The organism is Chitinophaga sp. RAB17 (assembly GCF_052114225.1).
Lineage (GTDB): Bacteria > Bacteroidota > Bacteroidia > Chitinophagales > Chitinophagaceae > Chitinophaga.
On sequence record NZ_JBFREI010000002.1, the window covers coordinates 1,282,453 to 1,309,087 of the forward strand.

Sequence of the window (26,635 nt, forward strand, 5' to 3'; positions counted from 1 at the left end):
TTTAAACTTAAAAAAGTAAAATCCCATGAACAAGAAGCCCTTAGCGGTAACCCTCGTATCGGCAGCAGCATTGCTGGGTATGATGTTAGGCACTTCCTGCAAAAAAGAAAACAACGGTGTACAAAATGATCGTACAGTAGTAGCTGGTGGCCCTTCAGGTGCATCTGGTACTTGCGGCGACAGTACTATTACTGGTGTAATTACCAGCAACATTACACTGAAAAGCTGTAAAATTTACAAACTCAGTGGCTTGGTTTATGTGGCCAACAATGCAACTGTAACCGTTGAAGCCGGTACAGTGATCAAAGGTATTAAAGGTGCTGTAGGTACTGCAGGTGGTGGTTTGATCGTTACACGCGGTTCAAAACTGAATGCTGTTGGTACTGTTACTGATCCTATTATCTTTACCTCCAATGAAGCAATACCAGCTTCTGGTGACTGGGGTGGTGTGGTATTGTTAGGTAAAGCACCTACCAACCATGCTGCAGCAGTAACAGTTGAAGGTATCACTGGTACTCCTCCTGCTGATGCAACTTATGGTGGACCAACTAATAACATTCCAGGCGACAACTCTGGTTCCCTGAAATATGTGAGAATTGAGTATGCTGGTTTTGAGCTGGCTACAGACAATGAACTGAATGGTCTTACCCTGGCTGGTGTTGGTAGCGGGACTTTAATTGATTTTGTAGAAGTTTACAAATCAAAAGATGATGCTTTCGAATTCTTTGGTGGTACAGTAAATGCTTCTCACCTGGTTGCGATCGACGCACTGGATGATATGTTTGATACTGACAATGGTTATTCTGGTACTATCTCTTATGCACTGGGTGTTTCTGATCCTAACCGTGCTGATAAGAGCCAGTCTAATGGTTTTGAAAGTGACAACAACGCTACAGGCGCTGCTGTAACTCCAAACACGCATCCTACTTACAATAACATCACTATCATTGGTCAGCCTACTGCTGCTGCGGCTTCCATTACTAATGGTCAGCCTTCAGGTACTGGTAAGTATGGTCGTGCTGCTCACCTGAGAAGAAATGCTGAATTTGCTATCAATAGCTCTATCTTCCTTGGTTTCAACTATGGTATTTCTCAGGATACTGCATTGCCTAAAGGTCTGACTCCTAACACTTTGTCAAAGTATATTGCTGGTACCTCTACCCTGAGTACCAACCATGTACATGCTTACATTTATGCTTTTGCTACAGAGTCCAATTTTACTACATTCAACGCTATCACTCCACTTGGTACTACCAACGTAGGATATGTGAATGCTGATCCAAATCTTGGTATCAAACTGGCTGCTCCATTCAGTGCAACCCGTGCTATCAGCAACTACATTCCACAGGCATTTTCTCCTGCCAAAGCCGTTGGTGCTTTCCCTACCGGAAACACTACATGGGCTAACAGCTGGACTATTCTGTAATATTTATTACCTGATAACGTATAGGGGAATTTCCCCTATACGTTATTACCGTTTTTACTTTAAAGTAGTATCCAATGTATAACAGATCCTTTACTTGCTTCTTACCTATTGTTCTAGTAGGAATGATATTGAGTGTTTCCTGTAATCTCCTGCACTGATTGCTGGCGCGTTTCCTGCAGGCAATACTACATGGGCTGACGGCTGGACAGTGCTGTAACATTTATTATTGACGAGACATGGCCTATTGGGTTTTATAATTTACATCTATTTAATTTTTTATAAACAGCGTACACGTGAATAAAATGTCATTTCTTGCTATCAAACGCCTTTCTCTTTTTCTATTTGTGTTAATGGCAGTCTCCTGCCGGAAAGGCGATCTTCCGGAAGAAAGTTATTTCGGAAAAGTATATGTTTCCTTAATGAATCTTCCCAATACGCCCACTGTAATGATGTACTTCGATGGTAAACCACTGGATACCATCAAAGTGATTGGAGGAAGTTCGTATATTGTTCCTGCCGGAAAAAAAGGGAAGTTAGCTGCCTTTGATGCTGCAAGTAAAGAGTTGCTGGCTGATACACTTATTAGCATTCCGCCAAATGGTAAGCAGCAATTTAAATTTGCCTATAGCCCTGAGTTTGGATTAAAAGGCTTTATCGCTGAAGGAAGTAGTGCCAATGTTCCAGCTGACTCTTTTGATGTACGCCTCTTTAATAATCTAAGTGCTACTTTTTATCCTAAAGAGAAGTATGACCTTTCATTTATTTTTCTTGATCCGGTATCCGGTGAGGTTGTTACCTCCAACGTGGTGGTAAAAGGCTGGGAACGAAAGAAGTTATCTTCAACCCTGAGATTCAGGGTAGTAACGGATGACGGTAAGCCTTATTTCTATGCCGCACAATTGATTGACCCTGAAACAGGCGCAGTAGTATTACAGCCCAATCAGAATGACCTCTTTGTTTTTCTCGGTGATAATGTTGCCGGAAAGTCAAAAATAACTACCGTAGCAGATGATAACAACGGTGTTATTTATATCAATGAAATAGATCTCTGATAACCCATGCGCCCTGCTAAAAAACATATAACCCGCCTGTTTCCATACCTCTTGTATGGGATCAGCAGCTTATCCGTTATAGCGGCAGGCTGCAAAAAAAACGATGAAGTAACACTCGCCGCTTCACCGGACATTAAAATGGAAATGATCCCTGTTTCTGATACTATCCGGCATGTGATCGCCTCCCATACTTTACTGACAGCTAATCATCCCTGGTATATTGATGGTTGGGTGTATGTAACCAATGAGGCCACACTGCGTCTGGAAGCAGGTACTATTATAAACGTGCTGCCTTCGGCAGTTAATAAGAAAGATGGCAGCCACAGTGGAGGCCTGATTATTACCCGCGGTGCACATCTTATTGCAGCGGGAACGGAAGTATTGCCAATACAGGTAAATGTGGCGGCAACCAATAATAACGGCGCTTCCGGCATCATCGTATTGGGGAAAGCTGCTGTTGAAAAAAGAAATAGTTTACTGGATAATCCGGATGGACCGTCACTCAATCACCTGAGTTATGGTGGAAAAGTACCGGATGATAGTTCCGGCGTTATACAACATCTGCATATTAACTACTACCGTATTGCCGGTACGGGGTTCCTGGGGGGATTATTACTGCTGGGAACCGGAAGCCGGACTGCTGTTGAGGATATCACTTTGCACCCATTACCCATGAAGAAGTCTGCGCTGAAAGCCGACAGACTACATTAAGCTACTTGAAGTAATGAGGAAAGCCCTGTTTGAATTTCTACGCATATACCATTGTTGTTAACCCTTTCCCTTTCCTTTATTTTGGGAAGATGACTACACTGTTCATCGCCGCTCTTTCCCGGGCATCATAAATATGTTTTCGTGCAGGTATATTATTTTCAGGAGTCGCTCTCACGTTGCCGTTGATGATGGCCAGGGCTTTTGCCAGCAAAGGATCATCTGTATTGCCTAATGGAAGCAATGGCTGCCGGCTCATTTCATCGATCGGATATTGAGGGGAGATGCCTGCGGTATAATTTCCCGCTCCACTCGCATTACTAAGCCGGTAGGTGAGGGGATGCATGATCCAGGGAATACGTTGCGGTGTACGCATATCATATACAATCACCGCACCTTTATCCTTACCCACTGTGGTTTGACCAATCTGTATTACCTGTGTATAGGGCTTCAGGTTATTAATAAGCAGTTCTGCTGCAGATACCGTTTGCCGGCCACTGAGAATAAATACGCGGGGGAGTTTCAGCTGTCCGGTGGACAAACTGCTGAAAAGAATGGGGCCGCCGGTTTCAGGAACAGACATTGTAGTCGCGAAATCCAGGGTGCGGGTGCCCATATTACCATTGCCACTGTATTTTACAAAAATGCTTTTTTCTGTGAGGTCGGGAGCAATCATGGAGGTCATCATAGCAGCGGCGGCGAGACTCCCGCCCACATTATAGCGAAGGTCAATCACCAGGTCATTAATCGCTTTGTTCCTGAAATCCTGGAAAGCTGCCAGCAGATAGTTATTGTAGCCGTCAGTAAAAGCATTATAAAAAAGATAGCCCACTTTTTTTGAGCCACTGTTGATAACGATGGCTTTATACACCGGGTTTTCTGTTGTTTTACCAGGGCGCAACTGAACAAGCGGGCTTTCTGTAATTACATTGTCTTTTATAATCGCGGGGGTGAGAGTGCCACCTTCCGCTGCTGCGCGCAGTTGTTCCGGGAGTGTGGTGCTGTTCGTTGTGGTTAATACCGTTTCATTGATGCGGGTAAAATAATCGCCTCTTTTTAATCCGTCTGCAGCAGCATATGAACCAGGTACCACCAGCTTTATTACACCAATTACCCCGCCAGCAGCGGATGGCCAGTCAATGATGCTAAAGTCGATGCCGTATTTATACAGCATATCACTTTTGATGGTAGCCGGATCTTTGGGGTTATAGATGACGGAGAATTTATCTTCTCTGCTTTTGATGCTGTTAAAAAATGCCTGGGTTTCCATAGAATTATTAGCCTGGCCTGGGAGCTCATCATTCCAGAGATAGAATAGATGCATGCTATCGAGTATCCATTGGTTAATTTCCTGCTGGGTAACAGGCCCGGTAGGAACAACGGGCGCATCATCCTTTTTACGGCAGGCTGCCAACCCTATCAGCACGCAAAGGGTGAACAAGGAAATTGTATATCGCATAAAGATTTTTTTGTTGATTTCAGTACGGTGGACTCCGGGAGATAATTATTTTCTTCTTTCCATATCTACTAAAAAATGGCTGGTCAGCTCTTTCCGGATATATTGTAAGGCGGCAGTGAGGTGATTTTTAACAGTTGCGGGAGAAATAGACAGGTGCTGGCCTATTTGCTTATGACTAAAGCCATAGTCACGGCTCAGGGTATATACATTGCGGCGCTGCTCCGGCATTCTTTCTACCAGCTTATGCAGTTGGGAACTGAATTCTTTTTGAAGAAATACTTTTTCACCGCTGTCAGAAATATCTTTCTGTTCCCGGGCAGCCAGGGAAAGTGCTTTCTTTTCGCGGTACAATTTGCGGCTTTCATCTATCACTAAATGTCTTACGTACACAAACAGCAACGGGAAAACATCCTGCCCTTTTTTCACCTGGTCTATGTTTTCCCATAAACGAACAAAACATAACTGTGTGATTTCCTGAGCTCTGGAAGCATCGTTGGTTAACTTGAATGCAAACCGGTACACTTTTGCATTGTTCTCCTCAAATATTTTTTCAAAAAGTTCCTTCGGAGGGCTGTCAGACATAGTTCGAGGTTGTAACATGATCCGGATATAAATATAAGCCGGCTATGTTACACCAATGTTAAGGAGGGTTTTTTGTGCACAAAAATTTCGGGAGAAAGTACCTGTGATTTGAATATAAATTAAAAAGTATCATCTCCGGGGTTCGTTTTGAAAAAAACAGCTTTTATTATCCTTTCGCTAATGCTCTTTTCTCCCAACCTGATTGCTATTTAACCCTCGACTGCTTTTTTTGCGACATTGTAAAAAATAATTCCTCATTTCTTTTGGCAGGCATAAAAAAAATATATATTTGCTATAGGATAGTATAGTATAGGATAGTGTCGATTTCACACAAAATAGCTGTCTACCAATAATGGTTCCGGCATATAACTGGAATGAATCAGCCAAAATGAAGATGATAAAAGAGATTCCCGTAGATGAATGGAATGCTTCAGCCAAATAACGATCATAAGAGATTCCCGTAAAAGAAAAACATCAATCAAATAAATGCCGATAGACTAGCAGATTCCCGGTTATGAATGGAATGAATGACGTAAACGTTATGAAATAAAACTTTTTCTCCTTTTTTAATAATTGCCACGAACACTTATGATGCCCGTTTGTCCGGCCGGATAATCGGTAAGCATCGCTATGCTTTAATGCACGTTATGATTTGTTTATTCTTCCAATAATTGATCTTAATATGTTCAGGAAATTTACTTGCTACAAAAAGCGATTTACTGTCGGGTTGCCGGTGGTATTATCAGCTCCTCCGCTCTACCTGTTGCTCCTGCTATTAATGCTGGCAGGTGGCGTTTATGCGCAAACTCCGGTGAAGATGACTATAACCGGATCGGTGACTGACACCACCGGCAGGTCGCTGGAAGGGGCTACCATCTCTGTAAACGGAAAAAGTTCCAGTGGAACGGCCACTGACCGGAATGGGAGATTCATACTGGACGTTACAGTGGGATCTACCATCCAGGTAACATTTGTTGGCTTTGTTGAACACCGTTTTGTGGTGAATGCCACGCAAAAGGATTACCCGATCCGGTTAAAAAGTGTAGTGGCTTCTGTAGATGAAGTAGTGGTTACTGCATTTGGTCGTAAACAAAGAAAGGAGGCGGTAGTAGGCTCGGTGACGAGCATCAACCCCGGCGACCTGAAAATTCCAACCAGTAATCTAACGAATGCATTGGCCGGTCAAATGGCCGGTGTGATTGCGTTTCAGCGTGGTGGCCAGCCGGGAGCAGATAACTCCCAGTTTTTTATCCGTGGGGTAACTACCCTGGGATATAGTGCCAGTCCCCTGATCCTGGTAGATAATGTGGAGTTGGGGGCCAGCGACCTTGCCCGTTTGCAGGTAGATGACATCGCCAGTTTTTCTATCCTGAAAGATGCCAGCGCAGCAGCCCTATATGGTGCCAGAGGCGCCAATGGCGTGATCCTCGTTACTACCAAAGAAGGTAAGCCGGGTAAAGCCAGAGTAGCCGTGCGGTTGGAAGATGCCATTTCAACACCTACGCAAAACCTGAAGCTGGCAGATCCTATTACTTTCATGAATCAATACAACGAAGCTATTACCACCCGGAATCCCCTGAATAAGCCGCTTTATACACCGAATACCATACTGGCTACCCAGGCTACAATCAATAAAGCACCAGGCAGTAATCCATTCGTTTATCCGGCAGTTGACTGGATGAAGACATTGTTCAAAGAACAAACCACTACTAAGCGTGCTAACTTCAGTGTGCAGGGTGGATCAGATGTAACTAAATATTACATCGCCGGCTCTTACTCCCGTGACAACGGTATTTTACAGGTAAACCCGGTGAATAATTTTAACTCCGGGATGAAGTTTGAAAACTACCAGCTTCGCTCCAACGTGAACGTGAAAATTACTAAAACAACAGAAGCGGTAGTACGGCTGTGGGGTAACTTCAACGACTATACGGGACCCATCACCAGTGATGCCTCCGGTATCGCCACAGATTTATATTCCAAAGTACTTCATACCAGCCCGGTGGCCTTCCCCGCATTTTATGAACCGGATGCTGCCAACGCCAATACCAAACATATTTTGTTTGGCAGCGCTTTGGGTCCGGATGGTAGCCTGTTAAATAATCCCTACGCGAATCTGATGTATGGATATAAAAATTTTTCCGAATCCAGGATGTCGGCACAGTTTGAGCTGAACCAGGATTTTGGCTTCATTACAGAAGGCCTCACCTTCAAAGGTATTTTCAGTACCAACCGCTATTCCTATTTTGATCTGAGTCGTTCCTATGCTCCTTTCTTTTATGGTTTGGGTAGCTATGACCAGGACAATAATACGTATGTGCTGAACTGGCTGAACAGCTCTCCCGGACAGGCACGGGAATTCCTGGACTATAAGGAGAATGCCAAAAACATTTACAGCTATATCTACTTACAGGGCGCACTGAATTATGATCGTGATTTCGGGAAAAGTAATGTGAGCAGCACATTGATAGGTACCCGGCAGCAAACCCTTTATGGCAACGCCGGCAGCCTGTTGGGATCATTGCCTTACAGAAACCTCGGTTTTTCCGGAAGGGCTACCTATTCATTTGACAGAAAATATTTTCTCGAATTCAACTTTGGCTACAACGGTTCAGAAAGATTTGCACCGCAACATCGCTGGGGCTTCTTTCCCACCATTGGTGCTGCCTGGGTGGTATCCAACGAAGCATTCTGGGAGGGCGGTATTGCCCACATTATTTCCCGTCTGAAGTTCAGGGGTAGCTATGGTCTGGTGGGTAATGATAATATTGGTAGTCAGCGTTTTTTCTACCTCTCCAATGTAACGCCGGATGATAAAGATGGCCCGGGTGCTTACTTTGGAACAAACAACAGCTTTGGGCTCAAAGGTACTACCATACAGGCATATCCCAATCCGGATGTTACCTGGGAAACTTCTAAAAAGAGTAACCTGGCCGTGGAAATGACGATTGCCGATAAACTGAATGTAACGGCAGAAGTTTATCACGAAAACCGATACAACATTCTCATCAAGCGTGGCTACATTCCTGTTACCGCTGGTATTGAAGGCTCTGCCTCCAACAACCTGCAGGCGAATCTCGGAAAAGTAGATTCAAAAGGCTTTGATCTGCACCTGGATTATAAGCAGGTTTTGTCAAAAGATATGTGGTTAAACGTGATGGGAAACCTCACCGTAACTGATAATAAAATCCGTGTGCAGGAAGAGCCGGAGTATAAATATGCTTACCGTTTTGCTGCAGGTAACCCGGTTAATCAGCAGTTTGGATATGTCGCAGAACGTCTTTTTGTAGATGATAAAGAAGCGGCTAATTCACCGGTGCAGAATTTCGGTGAACTCCCCAAAGGCGGTGATATCAAATATCGGGACGTCAATGGCGATGGTATTATTAACCAGGATGACCAGGTGCCTATCGGTCTGCCTACCACTCCGCAGATCATTTACGGTTTCGGTTTTTCATTCGGGTATAAAAGCTTTGATGTGAGCGCGTTTTTCCAGGGGCTGGCCAGAGAATCTTTCTTCATCGATCCTAAAGCTACTGCACCATTTGCCGATAATGCCCAGTTGCTGCAGGCATACGCCGATAATCACTGGTCCGCAGAAAATCAGAACCTGTACGCTTTGTGGCCGCGTCTTTCTACTTCACATGTTGCCAATAATGAGCAAACCAGTACCTGGTGGATGCGGGATGGTAGTTTCATGAGATTAAAGTCTGTAGAAATGGGTTACTCATTACCAAAGCGATGGATAGCTCCGTTGCGTCTGACCAATTTCCGTGTGTATTTCAGTGGTCTGAATTTGCTCACCTTCAGCAGCTTTAAACTATGGGATCCGGAGCAGGCAGGTAATGGTTTTGCATACCCGATTCAGAAAGTATTTAACCTGGGTGTAAACATTAATTTCTAAGTATAAAAAATATAGACAATGAGATTTCTTAAAAGAACATTGTTAGTGGTATTGCCGGTCATTTTATCAGTATCCTGTAAAAAATACTTAGATATTACTCCGGACAATGTGGCTACGCTGAACAGTTCATTTGCCAATGCAAATGAAACACAGGCTTATCTGTTTGGTTGTTACTCCAGTATGCAGAATCTGGCCGATGTAAGGCGCAATGCAGGTTTTACCAGTTCCGGAGAAGTGATCTTCCCTATAGACCTGCTGGATAAAAAAACATTAGGGGGTGAGGGCGGCGATAATGGTTTTAATGTCATGCGTGGTTTGCAGAATAGTCCCAACCCGTTATTAAATTACTGGGATGGGTATAACATGGGATTGAACCTGTGGCAATCTATCCGCATGTGCAATACATTCCTGGACAATGTGCATCAGCCACTGGACCTGACAGCATATCAGCGTAAAAGATGGGTAGCGGAAGCTAAATTTCTGAAAGCCTATTATCATTACTGGCTGATCAGGATGTATGGTCCTATTCCTATTGCAGATGTGGCCTTACCTATCAATATACCTTCTGCTGAAGCACGGCTCAAACAGCAGTCTGTGGATTCCTGTTTTGGCTATGTGGTAGCCCTGTTGGATCAGGCCATGCCTGATTTGCCGGATGTGATACAAAATGCAGGTGCAGAAGCCGGCCGTATTACTTCTGTGATTGCAAAAGCTGTAAAAGCAGAAGTGCTGGCTACACAGGCGAGCCCGTTGTTTAACGGCAACCCGGATTACGCCGCTATCAAAGGAAAGGAAGGAGAAAGTTTGTTCCCGGCAGCATATGATGCTACCAAATGGCAACGTGCGGCTGTTGCCAGCAAAGCAGCCATTGATGCCGCTGTTTCAACAGGAGCTGCCCTGTACCAGTTCCGGGCAAGCGGAGGCATTGTACATATGTCAGACGCCACCAAACAGCTGCTTACATTGCAGGGCGCCCTCACCGATCCATGGAACACCGAACAGATATGGACCCTCAACCCACAGTTTGGATGGCAGTATATGGCTTCTCCACGGGTGACAGCGGATGCCGCTTCCAATGGGTTTGCCGTGTACTCCAATTTCTCCGTTCCGATGGCAGAATCAGAATTGTTTTATACACAAAACGGTGTACCTATCAGTGAAGACAGAACCTGGGATTATGCTAACCGCTATAAACTGCAGACCGGCGATGATGAACACCGGTATTATATCCGGAAAGGATACACCACTGCCCGCGGTAATTTTTACAGAGAAGCCCGGTATTATGCAGATGTAGCCTTTGACGGCGGTATCTGGTTTGGCTCTGCCAACACGGACGATAACAATGCCAACTACGTAAACGCCGTAAATGGTTTTGCTGCGTATACCCCTACCCGTTATAATGTTACCGGCTACTGGCCCAAGAAACTGGTACCATGGCAAACCGCCTTCGGACAAACTTCCGTACAAACAAATTACTCATGGCCATTTATGCGCTTACCCGCTTTATGGTTGTTATATGCCGAGTGTTTAAACGAAGCCAATGGTCCCGGCGCCGAAGTATATAGCTATATCGATAAGGTGAGGGAAAGGGCCGGCTTACCCGGAGTGGTACAGGCATGGTCCAACTTCTCCCGTAATCCTTCTAAATACGCCTCAAAAGACGGTTTAAGGACCATTATCCACCAGGAGAGGAGAATAGAACTGGCATTTGAAGGACAGGCAGGATGGGATCTCAGAAGATGGAAAGAACTGCAGGCAGTACTCAACGGACCTTTCCAGGGTTGGAATTTCAGACAGCGTACGACGCAGGGATTTTATCAGCTGAGCAATGTATACCAGCCGGTATTCGGGTTGAGAGATTACCTGTTTCCCATCCAGGACTACGACTTGCTCACCAATCCTAACCTGATACAAACACCTTATTGGTGATAACAGGAGGGTAAGCATAAAATCATTTCAAACCAGTTTTAATTTTTTGTATGGACGCTATATATAAAATAAGCCGCGTGTTAATACCGCTGATGGCATTAGGCCTGCTACAGTTGGGCTGTAAGAAAAGCGAGGGATACAATGATGTCATTTCCAATGATAAGACAAAGCCGCAGCCGGTTTCCAACGTTAAAGTGATCAACAGGAATGGGGGCGCCTATATTACCTATACGTTGCCTGATTCCAAAAATGTATTGTATGTACAGGCGGAGTACCTGATCAATGATACTAAAAGCAGGCAAACCAAAGCCTCCTTTTACACCGATACCATTACGGTAGGTGGCTTTGCCAAAAGCCAGGATTATACCGTGAAACTGTATGCGGTTTCACGGGCAGATGTAAAGTCGGATCCGGTGAATGTGACCGTACATCCGGGCACACCTACCTATCTGCAGGCGCTGCCTACGGTTGTTATGCAGGCCGACTTTGGCGGGGTGAACATCAGTGTGACCAATACCGCAAAAGATAACATCGGTATCATCACTATTACAGAAGATGCCACCACACGTAAAATGGAAATCAAAAATCAGAACTATACGAACCAGGAAAATATCTCCTATAGTATCAGGGGCTATGATACCATTCCACGGAAATTTGGAATCTACCTGGCCGATGAGTTTGGAAACATCTCTGATACGGTGTATGCCACCGTTAAACCGCTTTACGAAACCATGATGGATAAGTCGAAGTTCAATGTGTACAAGCTGAATTCTGACGATGGTTTTAGCTTTGGATGGGAACTGCGTTACATGTGGGATGGTAACCTGGGAAGGCCCGGCTATCACTCTACTTATCCTACTACGGCGCCATTACCTAAATGGGTCACTTTTGATATGGGGCAGGTAGCCAAGCTAAGCCGCTTTACAATGTGGGGGCGCGGATTGGATGACGGTACCTATCTCTGGGGATACGGTAATCCGGATACCTGGGTGATGTGGGGGCGTGCGGATCAGCCGGTGGATGAAATATTACCGGATACTACTAATCTGCCTCCATTAGGCCAGGCCACACCGGGCGGTTGGATCAACATGGGTGTTTACCATTTGCCTGCCCAACCATCCGGACTGGTATCTCCGGCATATAACAACGCTGATCTGGCTTTCTGGAACGCAGGTTTTGGATATAACTTTTCACTGAGCCTGCCTAAAGTACGATACATGCGGTTTGAATGTGTTACCAATGCGGCACATAGCAATGAATTCTTTCACATAATGGAACTCAGCATATGGGGGGATAACAGGTAGCACGTTATCGCTGCATCTCCTTTACCCGCATTCTTTTAAAAGTTATTTTATTAAAAAATATTATGAGATGAGAAAGTATCATTTAGTTACAAAACTCCTCTTGCCACTTTGTGGTTTGTTCCTCTTCATAGCGTGCAGCCGGAAAGCTACTGATTTCAGGGATTTCCTGGGCAATAAGGAAATCCAGTATCCCGGTACGGTATCCGGCATTACCATTTATCCTGGTAACGGCCGGCTGGCCATCGGCTGGAAACCCAGCTCGGATCCCAGTATCAGCAAGTATGTGCTGTACTGGAATAACCGGCAGGATTCTGTTGTTATTACTGCCACTTCTCATAAGCCCACCGATACAGTGCGTTGCCTGATTCCGGGATTAAGCGAGTACGCCTATACGTTTTTTCTGTATTCCTTTGATGCGGCCGGAAACAGGTCTATTGTAACAGAAATAGATAACGCACATGCGTATGGCAACATTTACCGGAGTACACTTCATAACCGTTTGCCTGATGCCACCAAACCCTATGAAATACGTGAGGATGGTACTGTTACGTTGTTTTTCAGCATACCGGATACGATTAATATTGCCACCAACATCAAATACACCAATGCTGCCGGTGTAGAGGCAATGGCTACAATTCCGGGCACCGCAGACTCCATTAATTTACCCAGCTATAAAGCAGGTAAGCCGGTTACTTATCAGTCTTCCTACATTCCCGGAAAAGGAGCACTGGATACTTTTTATACCAACAATTACGATACCTTCCCGGACATCTTTAAACTGGTGGCCTGCGATAAAAGTTTATTCCAGGAGCATGACCTGCCAAATGATATGGGTATCTATCAGTCAGATACCCGTGTGAGCAAATTGTGGGATGGTAGCGTAGGACCGCAGGGTTATCCTAATATTTTCCACAGTGATGATCAGGGATCGAACACACCGCTGCCACGCACCCTCACTTTTGATATGGGCAAAATATACAACCTGGGGCGGATCGAAGAAACAGGCAGGAACTGCTGTAATAATCCGGCTGAATTTGAGGTATGGGGTATTGCAGATGTTACCAATGCGGCTACCTCCCTGAAAAGTACTGATCCGGGATGGGCTGCTGAAATGAGCAGCAAAGGATGGACATTGCTCACTACTGCTATCAGGGGAGATGATGGTAATGCCGCCATGAAGTTTGATTTCATCCCACAGGCGCCACCGGCACGTTATATACGTATCAGGGTAGTACGTACGGTGAATAATTCCAATTCTGTGAATATAAGTGAGGTGACCATGTTTAGTAAACAATAAAAATAAAATGAGTGGAAGCAATTTGCTTCCACTCATTTTATTTTTTCCTCACCACGTTGTTGAGATAATAAGTAATCGTATAAGTTCCTTTGGTAACATAGTATTTGATAGAAGACACTGTGTTCACATGTAACCCGATGTCTGTATACTTCATATCCACCCGATAGTAACAAATACCATTGTCGAAACCAATAGCCGTTGACGGAAATGCCGGCAGCTCCGGAATTCCCTGTGGATATTCATATTCGATGGCTGTAGTTGTTTTAACTTCCGGATAATAGGGATCCCAGTGTTTAAAACTGGGACGTTGATCGCGGCCGTACACTTCTCCCGCTGCCGGATTAAAAAAATCACCGTTTTTATCTTTCCATTGAAAAATGATCCTGTTTGGTCCTTGGCCATTGTGGGTGATATCCATCTGTAAGTTATCCGGAAGAGAATAGAAGTTTCCTGCTGCATCAGCCGTAGTCCAGCTTTTATAGAGTAGGGTATCGATGGTAGTCATCGGTGTAACGATGATATTACACGCGTCCCGCAGCGTCTTTTCTCCTTTCACATTGGATACGGCTACATCTATGCTGTAGGACCCCGGATCAATAAACAAAGAGGTTTGAGTGAATTGCAAACGCCCTCCGATAGGGTTGATACTAAAAGGTGCTACGAGGCTATCTCTCAATTTGGCTTTCAATCTGGCCAGTGTAGAATCTTCATAAGTAACTGCATCTGTATAAGTACTCATCATCTGAGGGGTGATGAACATGCTGTCTGCTTTTGCGTTGTTCTTTTTATTACGAACGCCTGCCAGCACTACTCTTAGTGGACTGGTGGAACCATCTGCCACCAATGTGGAAGAAGTAGCAGTGATACCCTGCTGAATAGTAAAAGGATTTTCAATATAGTAGATGCTGTCACTCAAAAATCCTTTCTCCACTTTTTCGCAGCTATAAATTCCCAGGATGGCCAGTAGCAGGCAGGTGGGTGTTAGTCGGTTTATTTTATTGCTAAGCATATATGAGGCTGGTTTAGGCATGAATAATCTGAACAATTATCTTTTGGTGAGCTGTGCATTGTTGGCCAGTACATGCAGCGTAGTGCCTGTAGACGTTTTTATGCCTGTAGTTTGACAGGTAATTGCGATATCTACAGGATCTCCTTCCGGTGCACCGGGAGAGCCATCCAACGCGCCATTGACCTTTATATACTGCAGGGAATAATAGCTGAATATAGGTGCAGATCCGGAAAGCCATACCGCGTAAGAGCCGGTGATGGTTTTTACCGCACAGGGAGCTGTTACGCCCGCCCAGTTGCTTTTGGATACCGGGGTACTGCTGACATTATCCAGGCTGATGTTATCTCCGAATAAATACTGGGTAATCAGCCTGGAACTAATACTGTCGTACAGCTGATCAAGACTGGTCACATTCAGGTTCGTCATCATCAGCTTTACAGAGAAGTTGGTAAAGGCGAAAAAGGTAGCCGATTTATTGACGGAATCTTTCAGGTTGAAATGATCGATGAGCAGTATGGTGGTATCAAAATAATGGGCGCTGTGTTGCTTTAAATAATCATAGGTACTCAGTGGTGTATTAACACTGTGCTTTCCCCCATCTGTCAGGTAGCCGTCCTTTTTGCAGGAAATGATCCCTATTGCTATGATAGCCACGATCGCAGTTTTCCAGTTTTTATGTAACGTTTTCATGGTTTGTTTTTTTTAAGTTGAAATATGACCGCTACTTTATTTAAGTTTTCCTTGCCAGAAAGGCGTTTGTACTAACTTTGAATTGGTGAGAAATAAGCTGGGATCCAGTGGCCAGTAATATTTGCCGGCAGCAAACTCACCTGTTGAAATAAAAGGAAATTTCACTACGCCGGTGTTCCTGGCGAGTCTTACCAGGTCGTAAAACCGGTGACCTTCCAGGAATAGCTCCCGTCCACGTTCTGCGGTGATGGTATCTAACAATGGGCGGCCGGTAATACCTGTGAGCGGTTTGGTGAGTCCAGCACGGGATCTTATTTCATTTACAATAGAAAGTGCCCCTCCAAAATCAGGGTTTGTTCCTGCGGCCATGGCCTCGGCTTTCAACAGTTTAATATCTGCAAGGCGGAAGATGATAATATTGTTTTGCGCCACGGTAAACTGCGGTTGTTTACTGGGGTCGATGTATTGTATATTGGAATATTTGATACAGGATATAAAGCTGGTAGTACCGGTAGCAATGGTGACAAATGATTTTTTAAACCGGATATCGGTAGTGTCATAGAACAGGGTGTTAACTACTCCTGTATTCAGCTGCCATAGCGGAACGGTGATATTGTTGATATAAGGCGATGCCAGGGTTTGCCCGGATATGCTCTGCGCAGCTACCAGGCTTTCTTTCAGCTGGTTGTTGGATATTTCGAAAATACCTTCGGGTGATTGTCCTTTATAGATAGAAAGATAATCACTGGCAGGCACCAGCGAATAACTACCTGAACTGATGACGGAGTCGCAAGCCATGCGACAGCTATCATAGCTGCTTTTCCAGGCGTAGATATGTGCCATCAGGGCAAATACATTGCCTTTGTCTCCTCTTACAATTTTGTCGGCGGAGTTATTATCTTTCCAGGGAAGGTATTGTTTGGCCAATGTGAGGTCGGCGACACATTGGGCGAGTATATCTTTCTGAGGTGACCGGGCTACCTGTGGTGCGGTGGCCACATCGGGATAGTAGCTGGTCACCAGAGGGACATCTCCCCATACCCTTGACATATAAAAATACGCGAACGCCCGTACGAAATAAGCTTCTCCGATGTATTGATTTTTCTTTGCCTGTTGCGCTGCGGCATCACTACCGGCAAATACAGCGGCCGGCATGAGATTCAGGAAATGCAGGCAGCGGTTGGCTTGTGCGATCGTTGTATAGAAGTTGGAATAGACCCTTAATTTGAGCAGTTCCACATAACTGTTGGCAGGAGGTACACTTCCTTCCCATTGCATGCCGGCTACTTTTTTGAAGGAGTTATCTGCGCCGCCTGTAACAAATTCACTATTGAATTCATCGGTGGGCAAATCACCATAAGCATAATGCGTGATGGAAGCATTGAGTGCACTTCTCAGCAACGAGTAACACGCTGCTACGGATGAATTAGCATCTCCTTCAGATTTCCAGGTGGTCTGGTCGGTAGCCTGACTATCAGGATCCTGGTCCAGGAATTTCTTACAGGAAGTAAAGACCAGGGTAGATATCGTAAACAGAATAAGCCAGTTTATTGGTTTCATTGCTGATGTTTAAAAGTTAGAATGGAAGATTTTGAACAACCGGAATTATAGTTCCGCTCTGATGCCAATCGTAAATTTCCTGACAGCAGGATAAGCCATGTTGGAAGAGCCTGTGGTAGGATCTACGAGTTCCGGATCAGGTATAGTAGGACTTCTTTTGAATGTCAGGAGGTTGTCTGCCATACCAAAAACATTGAAGGAGCGTATGCGCATGGACTGTACCCAGCGGGCCGGGAAGTTGTAGGACAACGATACCTGTTTTACGCGGAGAAAGCTGCCGTCTTCCACAAAATAGGAGCTGGCAATATTATAGCGATCGCTCGCACCATCAGAAGACACCAGGGTAGGGTATTTACTCATATCTCCGGGATGTTGCCAGAACTGATTTAACACATTCGTTAATACGGCTGGTCCTGCATTCGTTCCCCACCAGGAGTAGGATCTGCTACCATTTAACGCATCAGACAGGTAGCCGTTGAAAATTTTTCGGCCGGTCAGGAAAGAGCAGAAAATATTTAAGCTGATGCCTTTGTAACTAAAGCTGTTGCCGAATCCACCGGTTACTTTGGGCAGTGGGTTGCCGGCAATTACTTTATCATCATAATCGATATTATAATCACCGTTCATGTCCTGGTAGCTGGGATCACCGGCATGCAGCGTTTTGCCGAGGTAGGTGAGTTTTTTGCCTGTCATAGGATCTGTTGGTACACTGGCTTCTGTAGGGAAGGCGCCATTGATCTGGTATACTTTGTAGTTGTATAAAGGCTCGCCCATAGTAAGAGATTGCTGGAACCAGGATTCACCAAACAGAAAGTCCCGGTTGTTGTTAGGGAGTCTGGTAACATAGTTTTTATTGAAAGAGATATTGAAGTTGGTATTCCATTGGAAGGCTGCACGGGGATTTAAGTTGTGCGTATTAATGGCCAGTTCTATTCCCTCGTTCCGTACATTCGCAAAGTTCCCTGCATAGAAGCGGTAGCCGGTAGTAGTCTGGGCCGGTACCTGGTAAAAATATTTATCCTTTGCATCTTTGCGGTACCAGTCTGCAGTAATGCCTATTCTATCATTGAACAATGACATATCGATTCCAATATCCGGTTGGATAAATCTTTCCCATCTCACACTATTACTGGCACTGATTCCCTGTGAGGAGAAGCCATTGTAATAAGGGTAGGGAGATATGACGGGCGTGCCATTATAGGTAGAAGGTGTTCCACCTGCAATAGGAAAGGTGCCGTTAGGGACAATAATTCCGGTGCTGCCACCCAGGAAAGAACCGTCATTATAGAGGCCCTGGTATTTGGCGTAGAAGGAACCGGGATCATTACCGGTAACTCCCCAGCTGGCTCTTACTTTAAGGAAGTTCACCACATTTTTTACGGGTTGAAAGAAATGCTCATCAGACACAATCCATCCGGCTGAGAATGCAGGGAAAGTTCCCCATCGGTATTCCGGGCTGTAGATAGAGCTGGCATCTCTTCTGAAAGAGGCGGTCAGCATATATTTGCCTTCGTAGTCGTAGGATAGACGGGCATAGTACGACAACGTTGTTTTTTTCTGCTGGCTACTGGTCACACTCAGGGAGGAGCCGGGAGGAATTGTTTGCAATGTATGTATGCCGGTAACAGAGATGCCTTGTGCCTGTGCCCAGGTACTGTAATTTTTCACCGCATAGGCAGAGGCGCCTGCTACCAGGTTAATATGATGTTTGTTGATCAGGGTGTTATATTCCGCGTAATTTTCAAACGACCAGGAAGGGTTGCTGGACGTGATATCGAATGCCATATTGGAAATACCATTCAATTCTTTTGGGGAGAAGTAAGCCCATTTGTCGATATAATTATTAGCGGCGTAAGTACTGTGGAAAACAACATTTTTCACCAGGGTATCTACTACACCGATGGAGCCGTTGTAAGCAAAAATATTATTGTCATCGAATGGGTTGGCTTGTCCGTTGAATAAGGCAATCTGTTGTGGGGTAAGCTGTGCAAAGGAGGTAGGGAAATTCCAGGAAGCAAAAAGTTGCCCGGAGCCACCGCCGGTTCCGTGATTACGTTTTTCGGAAGTAATCATCAGGTTGGTATTTACCTGTAGCCCTTTCCTGGGGCTTACGGATAAGCTCAGATTAGGAGACAGCCGGTCTATAGAGAATCCTTTTAATAATCCCTGTTCATTATAATGATTTAAGGAAACGCGGTAGTTGGCGCTGCCAAGGAAGCCTGCAATGGCTACATCCTGGTTGTTGACCAGTGCCTGGTCTCTTACCATCATCGACTGCCAGTCTACATTGTTGTTAAAGGCCGGATTGAGGCTGTCTGTCAGTTGAACGGGGATAAATCCATCCCTGATTTCAGCATAAGGAGCGAGGCGGGTGATCAGGTCCATTTTCAATCTTCTTTCCGCTGCGCCGGTGGTTACATTTCGCAGTGCGGGTTGAGTGGTGGCGCCCAAATATCCTGATACGGATACCTGTGGTCGTCCTCTTTTAGCGCTTTTTGTTTTAACGATAATCACCCCGTTTCCGCCGCGTGCGCCATATATAGCGGATGCAGAGGCATCTTTGAGCACATCGATGGATTCCACATCATTGGGATTGATTAAGCTGAGGGGGTTGGTACCACTGTAAGAGCTACCGATGGTATTAATGTCGAAGATAACGCCATCTATTACATATAGTGGGCCGGTATTTCCTCCGTTGGCGTTGCCATAGTCAACGTTGGTGGCGCCGCGGATCACGATATTGGAGCGTTGTCCGGGTTCCGCGGTGCTGGACAATACGCTTACGCCGGCAAGGCGTCCCTGTAGCATCTGATCGAAGCTGGCTTGTGGCATATCCTGGATATCCTTGCCACTCATAGAGGAAACGGCGGCCGTCACATTTCTTCTTTTCACACTTTGATAACCAATGACCACTACATCATTCAGTGCTTTCTGGGAAGGTTTCAATGTAATCTGCAATTTACCGCTACCTGCTTTGATGGTGCCGGTTTCAAAGCCGATATAACTGATGGAAAGAAAATTATTTTCCCGCATCAGGCGCAACGTAAAATTTCCGTTTGGATCTGTCATGACCGCGTTGGCAGGGAGGCCTTTTTCAACAACGCTGGCACCTGGCAAGGGTGTTCCATCGTTGCTCTTTACAGTACCGGATACCATGACCGGCTGTTGCGCTTTTACTTCATGCAGGGATGCTATTATGATACAACATAATAGCAATGGGAGGCGAAGGCATTCTCTCATATTAAATCATTTGATTTTGGTTAATATTTATTGGCCTAAGTAAGCAGAGCACGATTGGTTTAAACAGACAGCCGATCACAATAATCTAAACAGCAGGGGGAAAAGGGATAGCCTTCAATAACGTTGTGAATCACCAGGTGCTAAATTAATTAGTGTCAATCTGACATTAAAATTAGAATTTAATTATTCTATTAATATGCAGAATTTAACTTCTTGTAATTGCATTTTGTTAAGTTGTGGTTAAGTATGGCTGGCTGAGTATTTTTGCCGGGGAGGGGACAGGAAGATAAAAAGTATACTTTTGCAGGAAGTTAAATGATCAGAATTTGAGTATTCAGCACACAAAATGCCCAGGTTGTGGCGCAACAGTATTTTCGCAGCCCGCAATGTCCGGCAGCAATCGGCCGGAATCAACGATCCAGTGCGAATATTGTGGTTCGCAGTTCAGGGTGAGCAATCCCAATTACCGTCCCGACCCGGTGGTGCATACCACCATCAACACCTATACCACTACCTATAGAAATGTACCTGATAGTCGCCCCGCCCGATCTTCGGGATGGAGCAATGCCAGTGACAGGGAGCATAAGGTAGCCCGGATACTTGGCTATATAATTGGCTGGCTGATGTCGCCTTTTGTGCTCGGTCTGTGGATAGCTGCCTTTATGAAAGTGGATGATTTTCCGATCATGATACCGGCTATGTTTACAGGAATAATGTTGTTCTTCTTTTTTATAGCCAGCAGGAGTGGGAGAGAGCTGAGGCGTAGACGGGGAGTCTAACCGGGGTGGCATTTTTTAATAAATAATATTATATTAGAGATAGATATCCCAATTTTCCCATGACACCAGAAGCATATAAACAACGATATAAAGCGGAAGATGCAGTTGGCTGGCTTTCAATAGACAATGCCCTGGAAGGCGTTTATGGTAAAACAGAACCTCGCCATTACGGGCCGCTCTGCGGCATTCACTTTGCAGTAGGTGGTACCGATCCTATAGATGGCGTTAGCATTTATGATTCCGCTAAACAGGAACCGCATCGTCATATTATCAGCTATGGCATGTCCGAGCTCTATTATGATCATGAAAAGGCGGGCGGTGAATTCAGTAAATGGGGTTTTGAATTTACCTTCCGGCTGAAGCCATTTGCAAAAGATAAAGAAGATCCAATTTGGGCGGTGCACGTAATGAATAACCTTGCGCGATATGTGTTTAAAAGCGGAAAGTGGTTTGAGGAAAATCATTTTATACCTGCGAAAGGCCCCATAAGATTGGATACTGATACCGAAATAACGGGTTTTGTAATAGCCCTTGATCCTGAACTCGGAAGAATGGAAACCCCACATGGCGAAGTGTCTTTCCTGCAACTGGTGGGGGTAACAAACGCTGAACTGGAAAGGGTAATGCAGCACCCTACTACTAATACGGTGGCTGCATTGATCAGTGAATTAAAAAGAGATAACCCTTTGCTGATAACAGACCTGAACAGGAAGTCTTAAGGAACTGTAATAACAATCTTTCCAAAATACTTCCCCCGCTCCAATAGTTGGTAGGCATCACGCACCTGTTCCATGGTAAACACGCTATCAATAACCGGATGTATATCCGCTACTTCGATGGCCCGGTTTAAGGCAGTAAAGCTTTCCGCGCTGCCAACCGCCAATCCCTGAATCCTCAGAAACGACATATTGATTTTATGTGCGTGTATATCCAGGGGAAGAGAGGTGCCGGTAATGAAGCCTGCAGTACCTACAAAGCCGTTTTCTTTTACAGACAGTAAGGATTGTCCTATTGTTGCCGTGCCGGCAATATCTAAGGTGATATCCACACCTTCTCCATTTGTCAGCGTAAGTACCTGCTGATGCCAGTCGGGATAATTATTATAATTAATCACGGCGGTGGCGCCAAGTTGTTTCAATCTTGCTGCTTTTTCATCGCTGCTGGTGGTGGCAATTACCCGGGCACCTGCTGCCTGGGCTATTTGAAGCGCAAAAAGGGAAACCCCGCCGGTACCCTGGGTGAGCACCGTTTGTCCCAATTGTAAATGAGCCTGGTTGATTAAAGCATGCCAGGCGGTTACTGCTGCGATGGGAAGTGTGGCAGCTTCTTCGAAGCTGAGGTTGCCCGGTGATTTTACCAGTCCATACTCAGGAATGCATACATATTCTGCCATCACGCCAGGCGTTTGCCAGGCCACCCTTATTGAATTACTTTCTTTCGTGATAGCGCCTTTTGTCCATTTTTGTACATATTGTATGGCCACATGATCTCCGATTTTCCACTGGGTAACGTCTGGTCCGATTTCCGCTACAATACCGCTGCCATCTGATGCGGGGATATAAGGAAATTCAAGTTTGTCGTTGAAGCTTCCATTTGCCACTATGCCGTCCAGGTAGTTTAAAGATACTGCTTTGATTTTCACCAGAACCTCATTGCGCATAGGTTTCGGGGTTTTAATTTCCCGGATATTGAAATGGTCAATTCCAAATTTTTCTAATACAACAGCTTTCATATAATTATAATGCTTTGATGTTAATTAATCTTTTTCTCCCAGTGTGATGCGAAGCCGGTTGAGTGCATTCATGAGGGAAATGCTGGCAGTCAGCTCCACCACTTCCTTTGGGGTAAATTGTTTGTCCAGCATTTCGCGTAGTGAGGATAAATCTTCCTGCATCAATGTGATGGCCTCTGCCCATTGCAACACCAATTCCTGTTGATGATCAAAGGCTTTAGAATGCTTCCAGCCGGGCAATCTGTCGAGTACTTCCTGGTGAAGTCCCATGTCCCTTAGCTCCTGGTTATGAAAACTGCAGCAATATGCGCAGCCGTTTAATTGAGATACCCGCAATTCTGCCAGGGCAATCAATTTGTTGTCCAGTCCGGATTTCCGGATGCTGGCATGTGCCTGATAGAGGAATCCAATCGTTTCTTTTGAGATGGTTTTGTAATCCATGATTCGTTTATTGTAGGGCAAAATTGGATCTCTTACCGTTAAATTAACGGTAATAACCTCTGAGAAAACAGTAACGTGATTGGAAAGCGATATTTAACCGGATCAACCTTCGTACTTTTGCTATATGGATTACCTGCACGACACATTTGCTATTGAGATCGCTGAATACCACGAGTGGAGCGAGAGGAACAGGAAAAATAATTTCTTTGAACTGGTATATATTCTTCGGGGAGAAGGTCTGCAAAGCGTAAATTATATCAAACGAAAATATGCGGAAAACGGTATCTTTCTACTGCCGGCTGCTAAATGCCACATGTATATCATAGAAAAGCCCACGTTGTTTCTGTTCATTCGTTTTACCGGAAGTTATTTTATGTCCAGGGAAAAAGATCAACTGGACTATAGCTCCTGGTTTAGCCGGCTCAACTTTATTTTAGGCAACCATGATCGTGATCCCGGAGAGATCATCAATGACCCGGAAGACAAAAGCCAGGTGAAAAGACTGCTCGATGTGGTACTCTTTGAATATGAGCGAAAAGATATTTGCTCCGCTTTTATTATCCAGAATACATTGGTATCTATCCTGGGTATTTTGTCGCGTAACATACAGAAAAAGGTATTACAGGGGCGTACATTCAAAGACAGGAAGTTTATCGATTTATGGAATTTTATCTCCTTCAATATTTTAGATCCGGAGAAAATATCAGTACCTTATCTGGCTGCTAAATTTAATATTGCTGAGAGTTATTTCAGTGAATATTTTCAGCGGAATGCTGCAGAACGATTTCAGGACTTTGTGCTGAAATCACGTTTGCAAATTGCTGAATCCCGTGCTATTTATACGACTACTCCTTTAGCGGAAATCGCGTGGGAATTAGGATTTACTGATAGCAGCCATTTGAATAAGATGATGAAGAAATATTTTGGTAAAGGGATGAGGGAGATCAGAAAGGGGTTATAGTTTATCTATTACATCTTTATATCCTCTTCCAATAGGTATCGATATGCCATTCAGCTCCACCATCTCTGCCGTGTAGGATTCTATTTTGTTGACAGAAACAATGAAAGACCGGTGTATGCGTTTGAAAATGAACGTTGGCAGCAGCTCTTCTATCTCACTGGTACTCATCTTGGAGATATACTCATTCCTGGTGGTAACAATTTTAATGTATTCACGCTGACTTTCAATATACAATATCTCTGAAAAAAGAATCTTGACTTTCCGCTTTTGTATATTCACAAAGATAAAGTCCCTGTTCTCATTTGATCCTTTCTTTTGTTCTGTATTGACCTTATTTACTGCCGTTAGAAATCGTGCAAACTCAAAGGGTTTTAGCAGGTAGTCCGTTACATTCAGGTTAAACCCTTCTACGGCATATTGATGATAGGCTGTGGTAACAATAACAGCAGGCGGGTTGGCCAATGTTTTCAGGAAATCCATGCCTTTTAGTTTAGGTAGATGGATGTCCAGAAAGATAAGATCTACCTCGTTATGCAACAGGAATTCAGCGGCGAGGATAGCATCTTTAAATACTTTCTGCAATTCCAGGAAGGGCACTTCGGAAATATAATCGCTTAGTACTTTCACCGCCAGCGGCTCGTCTTCTATGATGATACACTTTATTTTAGGCATGGCTTGCAAGGTTTATTTTTAAGGTAGCGGTAAATACAAAGTCCCCTTGTTGTACGTCCAGTTGATAGTCGGTGTAAAGCAATTCCAGTTGCCGCCGCAGATTGGAAAGACCTATATTTTCTTTTGCTTTGGTTTCACCGGAAGGATCACCGGTAGAATTTTTTACTATAAAAAGTAGCTGCCTGTTTTTTACAGACAGATGAATATCTACAAATGGGAGCTCCCTCGTTTCGGATACGCCGTGCTTGAAAGCATTTTCAACCAGCGGGATCAGCAGTAGAGGAGGCAACGACTGTTTCATATCTTCCAGGTCATAATTGAAGTTGACGCGCAGGGAATCATCGTAGCGTAGTTGCTCCAATGCGATGTAGTCATCGATGATTTTAAGATCCTGTTCAATAGCAATGTATGGCCCGCTGGTTTCATACAACATGTACCGGAGTATCTTCGACAAACGAAGAATGGATTCAGGCGCCAGGTCAGACTTATCTCTTGCCAGCGAATAGATATTATTCAGGGTGTTGAATAAAAAATGTGGATTGGTTTGAGACTTAAGATAGTTCAACTCTGCCTGCTGACTGGCAATGCGTAACTGTTGCGCCGACTGTTTCAGCCGGATATAATTGTAGATATGTCTGACGATACCAAAAAATAAAACCGATCCTATACTATAGCCTGTCAGGGCGCCGATTCTTTTTTCAATGGTGATAGGCTTGCCCAGCGTGGTGTAGATATGCAATGTTACGCCCAGCGTCCGCCAGAGATAGAACCCCAGCGAAAAAATAAAACAGTATAACAATACCCGAAAAAACGAAGAGATAAATCTTTTCAGGCTTAGCTTCGGCAAGGTGTATTCAAACAATGAGTAATTCGCTATCGATAAATAACCTGCTAACCAGATTTCGTTAAAAATTATCGCGGGGAAGTTGCCGGGATTATCAATTGCATCACCAAGCAGGTTTAGCAACAGAAAAGCGGGTACCAGCCACACGTACAACTCAAATAGCTTTATGTCAGATAGTTTTTTCATGTTGATGTTTGGTAGGATAAATGTCGGCAAATATTTTTCTTTCTCCTAATGCCCTCCGATGATTGACGCCACTTTGCCGTTTGTTTACCATAACCCGTTGTTCGTTGACAGCTCATCATGCAAACAGGAGGGATTCGCTATCCTTGTATCGTCAACAACCAAACAACCTAATATTCAAACTCAATTTAAACAAAACATGAACAAGCTAATGCAGTTTGGCGAAATAGTAGACGGATATGATATCCCTGTCCTGAATGAGAGAGAAATCAGGGCCTCCGCAGGTATACTATTTCTGGCCACCTATACTTCCCTGATGTTTATTCTCTTTGCGGGCAATTTTGTACTGGTAAAATATGTCATCTCTTGTTTCCTGCTCGATTTACTGATACGGGTATTCATCAACCCGAAATTTTCTCCGGTATTGATTCTCGGGCGTTTGATGGTTCGTAACCAGGTGCCTGAATATGTGGGTGCACCGCAAAAGAGATTTGCCTGGAGCATTGGGATTGTCTTATCTGCCATCATGTTTTATTTCCTCGTCATTGTAAATGCATATAGCCCGATAACAGGCATCATTTGTCTCATTTGCCTGATATTCCTGTTCTTTGAAGCAGCCTTTGGTATTTGTCTGGGTTGTTTGTTCTATCCCCTTTTTTATAAAAATAAAGTACAGCATTGCCCCGGAGAAGTATGCGACATCAAATCCAGGCAGGATATTCAAAAAGTTTCATTGGTACAAGTGATCATGCTCCTGTTGTTTATCGTTTCCGTTTTCTTTGCCACCAGGCTGCTCCAGGAGCAGTTTAGCAAGAGGCCCCATGATTTGTTCAAATCTTCCACCACGGTTAAATCCAGATAAA

At 44.5% G+C, this 26,635-nt stretch carries 21 protein-coding genes; 11 read left to right on the top strand and 10 right to left on the bottom strand.

The window, feature by feature from the left end; genetic code table 11:
* The first annotated feature begins 25 nt into the window (after positions 1 to 25).
* The 3 genes from AB4Z08_RS11205 to AB4Z08_RS11215 all read left to right on the top strand — a co-directional run bounded on the left by AB4Z08_RS11205 (position 26) and on the right by AB4Z08_RS11215 (position 3,189).
* The gene (locus AB4Z08_RS11205) at positions 26 to 1,426 is read left to right on the top strand and encodes a hypothetical protein (protein WP_441573816.1); all 1,401 of its coding nucleotides are present in this window, start codon (positions 26 to 28) and stop codon (positions 1,424 to 1,426) included.
* A gap of 293 nt (positions 1,427 to 1,719) precedes the next feature.
* Positions 1,720 to 2,478 carry a hypothetical protein gene (locus AB4Z08_RS11210; protein ID WP_441573817.1) on the top strand — a complete coding sequence of 253 codons (759 nt, stop codon included), beginning with the start codon at positions 1,720 to 1,722 and terminating at the stop codon, positions 2,476 to 2,478.
* A gap of 6 nt (positions 2,479 to 2,484) precedes the next feature.
* Positions 2,485 to 3,189 (top strand): hypothetical protein, encoded by a 705-nt coding sequence (locus AB4Z08_RS11215; protein WP_441573818.1) that lies wholly within the window; start codon positions 2,485 to 2,487, stop codon positions 3,187 to 3,189.
* A 76-nt stretch (positions 3,190 to 3,265) separates the two neighbouring features.
* Here AB4Z08_RS11215 and AB4Z08_RS11220 read toward each other — a convergent pair whose 3' ends face one another.
* On the bottom strand, positions 3,266 to 4,645 hold the full coding sequence (locus AB4Z08_RS11220) for a S41 family peptidase (protein ID WP_441573819.1): 1,380 nt from the start codon (positions 4,643 to 4,645) through the stop codon (positions 3,266 to 3,268).
* 45 nt (positions 4,646 to 4,690) lie between these two features.
* Entirely contained in the window at positions 4,691 to 5,227 is a 537-nt protein-coding gene (locus tag AB4Z08_RS11225; protein WP_441573820.1) for an RNA polymerase sigma factor, read from the bottom strand.
* A gap of 682 nt (positions 5,228 to 5,909) precedes the next feature.
* Between AB4Z08_RS11225 and AB4Z08_RS11230 the strand changes: the two genes are divergently transcribed.
* From AB4Z08_RS11230 to AB4Z08_RS11245, 4 genes are all read left to right on the top strand, one after another.
* A complete protein-coding gene (locus AB4Z08_RS11230; RefSeq protein WP_441573821.1) occupies positions 5,910 to 9,131 on the top strand; it encodes a SusC/RagA family TonB-linked outer membrane protein in 3,222 nt (1,073 codons plus the stop codon).
* An 18-nt stretch (positions 9,132 to 9,149) separates the two neighbouring features.
* Complete coding sequence (locus tag AB4Z08_RS11235) at positions 9,150 to 11,060, top strand: RagB/SusD family nutrient uptake outer membrane protein (RefSeq protein WP_441573822.1); 1,911 nt, start codon at positions 9,150 to 9,152, stop codon at positions 11,058 to 11,060.
* A gap of 50 nt (positions 11,061 to 11,110) precedes the next feature.
* Positions 11,111 to 12,364 carry a DUF4959 domain-containing protein gene (locus AB4Z08_RS11240; protein WP_441573823.1) on the top strand — a complete coding sequence of 418 codons (1,254 nt, stop codon included), beginning with the start codon at positions 11,111 to 11,113 and terminating at the stop codon, positions 12,362 to 12,364.
* A 67-nt stretch (positions 12,365 to 12,431) separates the two neighbouring features.
* Positions 12,432 to 13,661 carry a DUF4998 domain-containing protein gene (locus tag AB4Z08_RS11245; protein ID WP_441573824.1) on the top strand — a complete coding sequence of 410 codons (1,230 nt, stop codon included), beginning with the start codon at positions 12,432 to 12,434 and terminating at the stop codon, positions 13,659 to 13,661.
* Positions 13,662 to 13,698: 37 nt separating this feature from the next.
* Here AB4Z08_RS11245 and AB4Z08_RS11250 read toward each other — a convergent pair whose 3' ends face one another.
* Genes AB4Z08_RS11250 through AB4Z08_RS11265 form a run of 4 tightly spaced genes read right to left on the bottom strand, consistent with a single transcriptional unit; the run spans position 13,699 to position 20,160 of the window.
* Positions 13,699 to 14,670 carry a hypothetical protein gene (locus AB4Z08_RS11250; RefSeq protein WP_441573825.1) on the bottom strand — a complete coding sequence of 324 codons (972 nt, stop codon included), beginning with the start codon at positions 14,668 to 14,670 and terminating at the stop codon, positions 13,699 to 13,701.
* Positions 14,671 to 14,706: 36 nt separating this feature from the next.
* On the bottom strand, positions 14,707 to 15,360 hold the full coding sequence (locus AB4Z08_RS11255; protein ID WP_441573826.1) for a hypothetical protein: 654 nt from the start codon (positions 15,358 to 15,360) through the stop codon (positions 14,707 to 14,709).
* Between the two features lie 36 nt (positions 15,361 to 15,396).
* Positions 15,397 to 16,920 carry a RagB/SusD family nutrient uptake outer membrane protein gene (locus AB4Z08_RS11260; protein WP_441573827.1) on the bottom strand — a complete coding sequence of 508 codons (1,524 nt, stop codon included), beginning with the start codon at positions 16,918 to 16,920 and terminating at the stop codon, positions 15,397 to 15,399.
* 45 nt (positions 16,921 to 16,965) lie between these two features.
* Positions 16,966 to 20,160: a SusC/RagA family TonB-linked outer membrane protein gene (locus tag AB4Z08_RS11265; RefSeq protein ID WP_441573828.1), complete on the bottom strand. Its 3,195-nt coding sequence runs from the start codon at positions 20,158 to 20,160 to the stop codon at positions 16,966 to 16,968.
* A gap of 326 nt (positions 20,161 to 20,486) precedes the next feature.
* Between AB4Z08_RS11265 and AB4Z08_RS11270 the strand changes: the two genes are divergently transcribed.
* Together AB4Z08_RS11270 and AB4Z08_RS11275 are read left to right on the top strand one after the other, a co-directional pair.
* Positions 20,487 to 20,939 (top strand): hypothetical protein, encoded by a 453-nt coding sequence (locus AB4Z08_RS11270; RefSeq protein WP_441573829.1) that lies wholly within the window; start codon positions 20,487 to 20,489, stop codon positions 20,937 to 20,939.
* A gap of 59 nt (positions 20,940 to 20,998) precedes the next feature.
* Positions 20,999 to 21,658: a suppressor of fused domain protein gene (locus AB4Z08_RS11275; RefSeq protein WP_441573830.1), complete on the top strand. Its 660-nt coding sequence runs from the start codon at positions 20,999 to 21,001 to the stop codon at positions 21,656 to 21,658.
* Here the strand turns inward: AB4Z08_RS11275 and AB4Z08_RS11280 are convergent.
* A complete protein-coding gene (locus tag AB4Z08_RS11280) occupies positions 21,655 to 22,599 on the bottom strand; it encodes a zinc-dependent alcohol dehydrogenase family protein (protein WP_441573831.1) in 945 nt (314 codons plus the stop codon). The genes AB4Z08_RS11275 and AB4Z08_RS11280 overlap by 4 nt on opposite strands.
* 96 nt (positions 22,600 to 22,695) lie before the next feature.
* A complete protein-coding gene (locus AB4Z08_RS11285; protein ID WP_441573832.1) occupies positions 22,696 to 23,112 on the bottom strand; it encodes a carboxymuconolactone decarboxylase family protein in 417 nt (138 codons plus the stop codon).
* 124 nt (positions 23,113 to 23,236) lie between these two features.
* On the opposite strand from AB4Z08_RS11285, the gene AB4Z08_RS11290 reads away from it, so the two are divergent.
* A complete protein-coding gene (locus AB4Z08_RS11290) occupies positions 23,237 to 24,073 on the top strand; it encodes an AraC family transcriptional regulator (RefSeq protein WP_441573833.1) in 837 nt (278 codons plus the stop codon).
* Here AB4Z08_RS11290 and AB4Z08_RS11295 read toward each other — a convergent pair.
* Entirely contained in the window at positions 24,068 to 24,745 is a 678-nt protein-coding gene (locus AB4Z08_RS11295) for a LytR/AlgR family response regulator transcription factor (protein ID WP_441573834.1), read from the bottom strand. The two genes, AB4Z08_RS11290 and AB4Z08_RS11295, sit on opposite strands and share 6 nt — an antisense overlap.
* Complete coding sequence (locus AB4Z08_RS11300) at positions 24,738 to 25,775, bottom strand: sensor histidine kinase (RefSeq protein WP_441573835.1); 1,038 nt, start codon at positions 25,773 to 25,775, stop codon at positions 24,738 to 24,740. Before AB4Z08_RS11300 ends, AB4Z08_RS11295 begins: the two co-directional genes overlap by 8 nt.
* A gap of 196 nt (positions 25,776 to 25,971) precedes the next feature.
* On the opposite strand from AB4Z08_RS11300, the gene AB4Z08_RS11305 reads away from it, so the two are divergent.
* Positions 25,972 to 26,634, top strand: coding sequence for a DUF4395 domain-containing protein (locus AB4Z08_RS11305; RefSeq protein ID WP_441573836.1), 663 nt, complete (start codon positions 25,972 to 25,974; stop codon positions 26,632 to 26,634).
* Position 26,635: the final 1 nt, after the last annotated feature.

Bases quoted from the DNA above. Each gene is read 5' to 3' on its own strand.
- AB4Z08_RS11245 (WP_441573824.1), top strand. From the start codon at position 12,432: ATGAGAAAGTATCATTTAGTTACAAAACTCCTCTTGCCACTTTGTGGT.
- AB4Z08_RS11215 (WP_441573818.1), top strand. From the start codon at position 2,485: ATGCGCCCTGCTAAAAAACATATAACCCGCCTGTTTCCATACCTCTTG.
- AB4Z08_RS11290 (WP_441573833.1), top strand. From the start codon at position 23,237: ATGGATTACCTGCACGACACATTTGCTATTGAGATCGCTGAATACCAC.
- AB4Z08_RS11240 (WP_441573823.1), top strand. From the start codon at position 11,111: ATGGACGCTATATATAAAATAAGCCGCGTGTTAATACCGCTGATGGCA.
- AB4Z08_RS11205 (WP_441573816.1), top strand. From the start codon at position 26: ATGAACAAGAAGCCCTTAGCGGTAACCCTCGTATCGGCAGCAGCATTG.
- AB4Z08_RS11260 (WP_441573827.1), bottom strand. From the start codon at position 16,920: ATGAAACCAATAAACTGGCTTATTCTGTTTACGATATCTACCCTGGTC.
- AB4Z08_RS11265 (WP_441573828.1), bottom strand. From the start codon at position 20,160: ATGAGAGAATGCCTTCGCCTCCCATTGCTATTATGTTGTATCATAATA.
- AB4Z08_RS11235 (WP_441573822.1), top strand. From the start codon at position 9,150: ATGAGATTTCTTAAAAGAACATTGTTAGTGGTATTGCCGGTCATTTTA.
- AB4Z08_RS11220 (WP_441573819.1), bottom strand. From the start codon at position 4,645: ATGCGATATACAATTTCCTTGTTCACCCTTTGCGTGCTGATAGGGTTG.
- AB4Z08_RS11295 (WP_441573834.1), bottom strand. From the start codon at position 24,745: ATGCCTAAAATAAAGTGTATCATCATAGAAGACGAGCCGCTGGCGGTG.
- AB4Z08_RS11285 (WP_441573832.1), bottom strand. From the start codon at position 23,112: ATGGATTACAAAACCATCTCAAAAGAAACGATTGGATTCCTCTATCAG.
- AB4Z08_RS11255 (WP_441573826.1), bottom strand. From the start codon at position 15,360: ATGAAAACGTTACATAAAAACTGGAAAACTGCGATCGTGGCTATCATA.
- AB4Z08_RS11300 (WP_441573835.1), bottom strand. From the start codon at position 25,775: ATGAAAAAACTATCTGACATAAAGCTATTTGAGTTGTACGTGTGGCTG.
- AB4Z08_RS11280 (WP_441573831.1), bottom strand. From the start codon at position 22,599: ATGCGCAATGAGGTTCTGGTGAAAATCAAAGCAGTATCTTTAAACTAC.
- AB4Z08_RS11230 (WP_441573821.1), top strand. From the start codon at position 5,910: ATGTTCAGGAAATTTACTTGCTACAAAAAGCGATTTACTGTCGGGTTG.
- AB4Z08_RS11250 (WP_441573825.1), bottom strand. From the start codon at position 14,670: ATGCTTAGCAATAAAATAAACCGACTAACACCCACCTGCCTGCTACTG.
- AB4Z08_RS11305 (WP_441573836.1), top strand. From the start codon at position 25,972: ATGAACAAGCTAATGCAGTTTGGCGAAATAGTAGACGGATATGATATC.
- AB4Z08_RS11225 (WP_441573820.1), bottom strand. From the start codon at position 5,227: ATGTCTGACAGCCCTCCGAAGGAACTTTTTGAAAAAATATTTGAGGAG.
- AB4Z08_RS11275 (WP_441573830.1), top strand. From the start codon at position 20,999: ATGACACCAGAAGCATATAAACAACGATATAAAGCGGAAGATGCAGTT.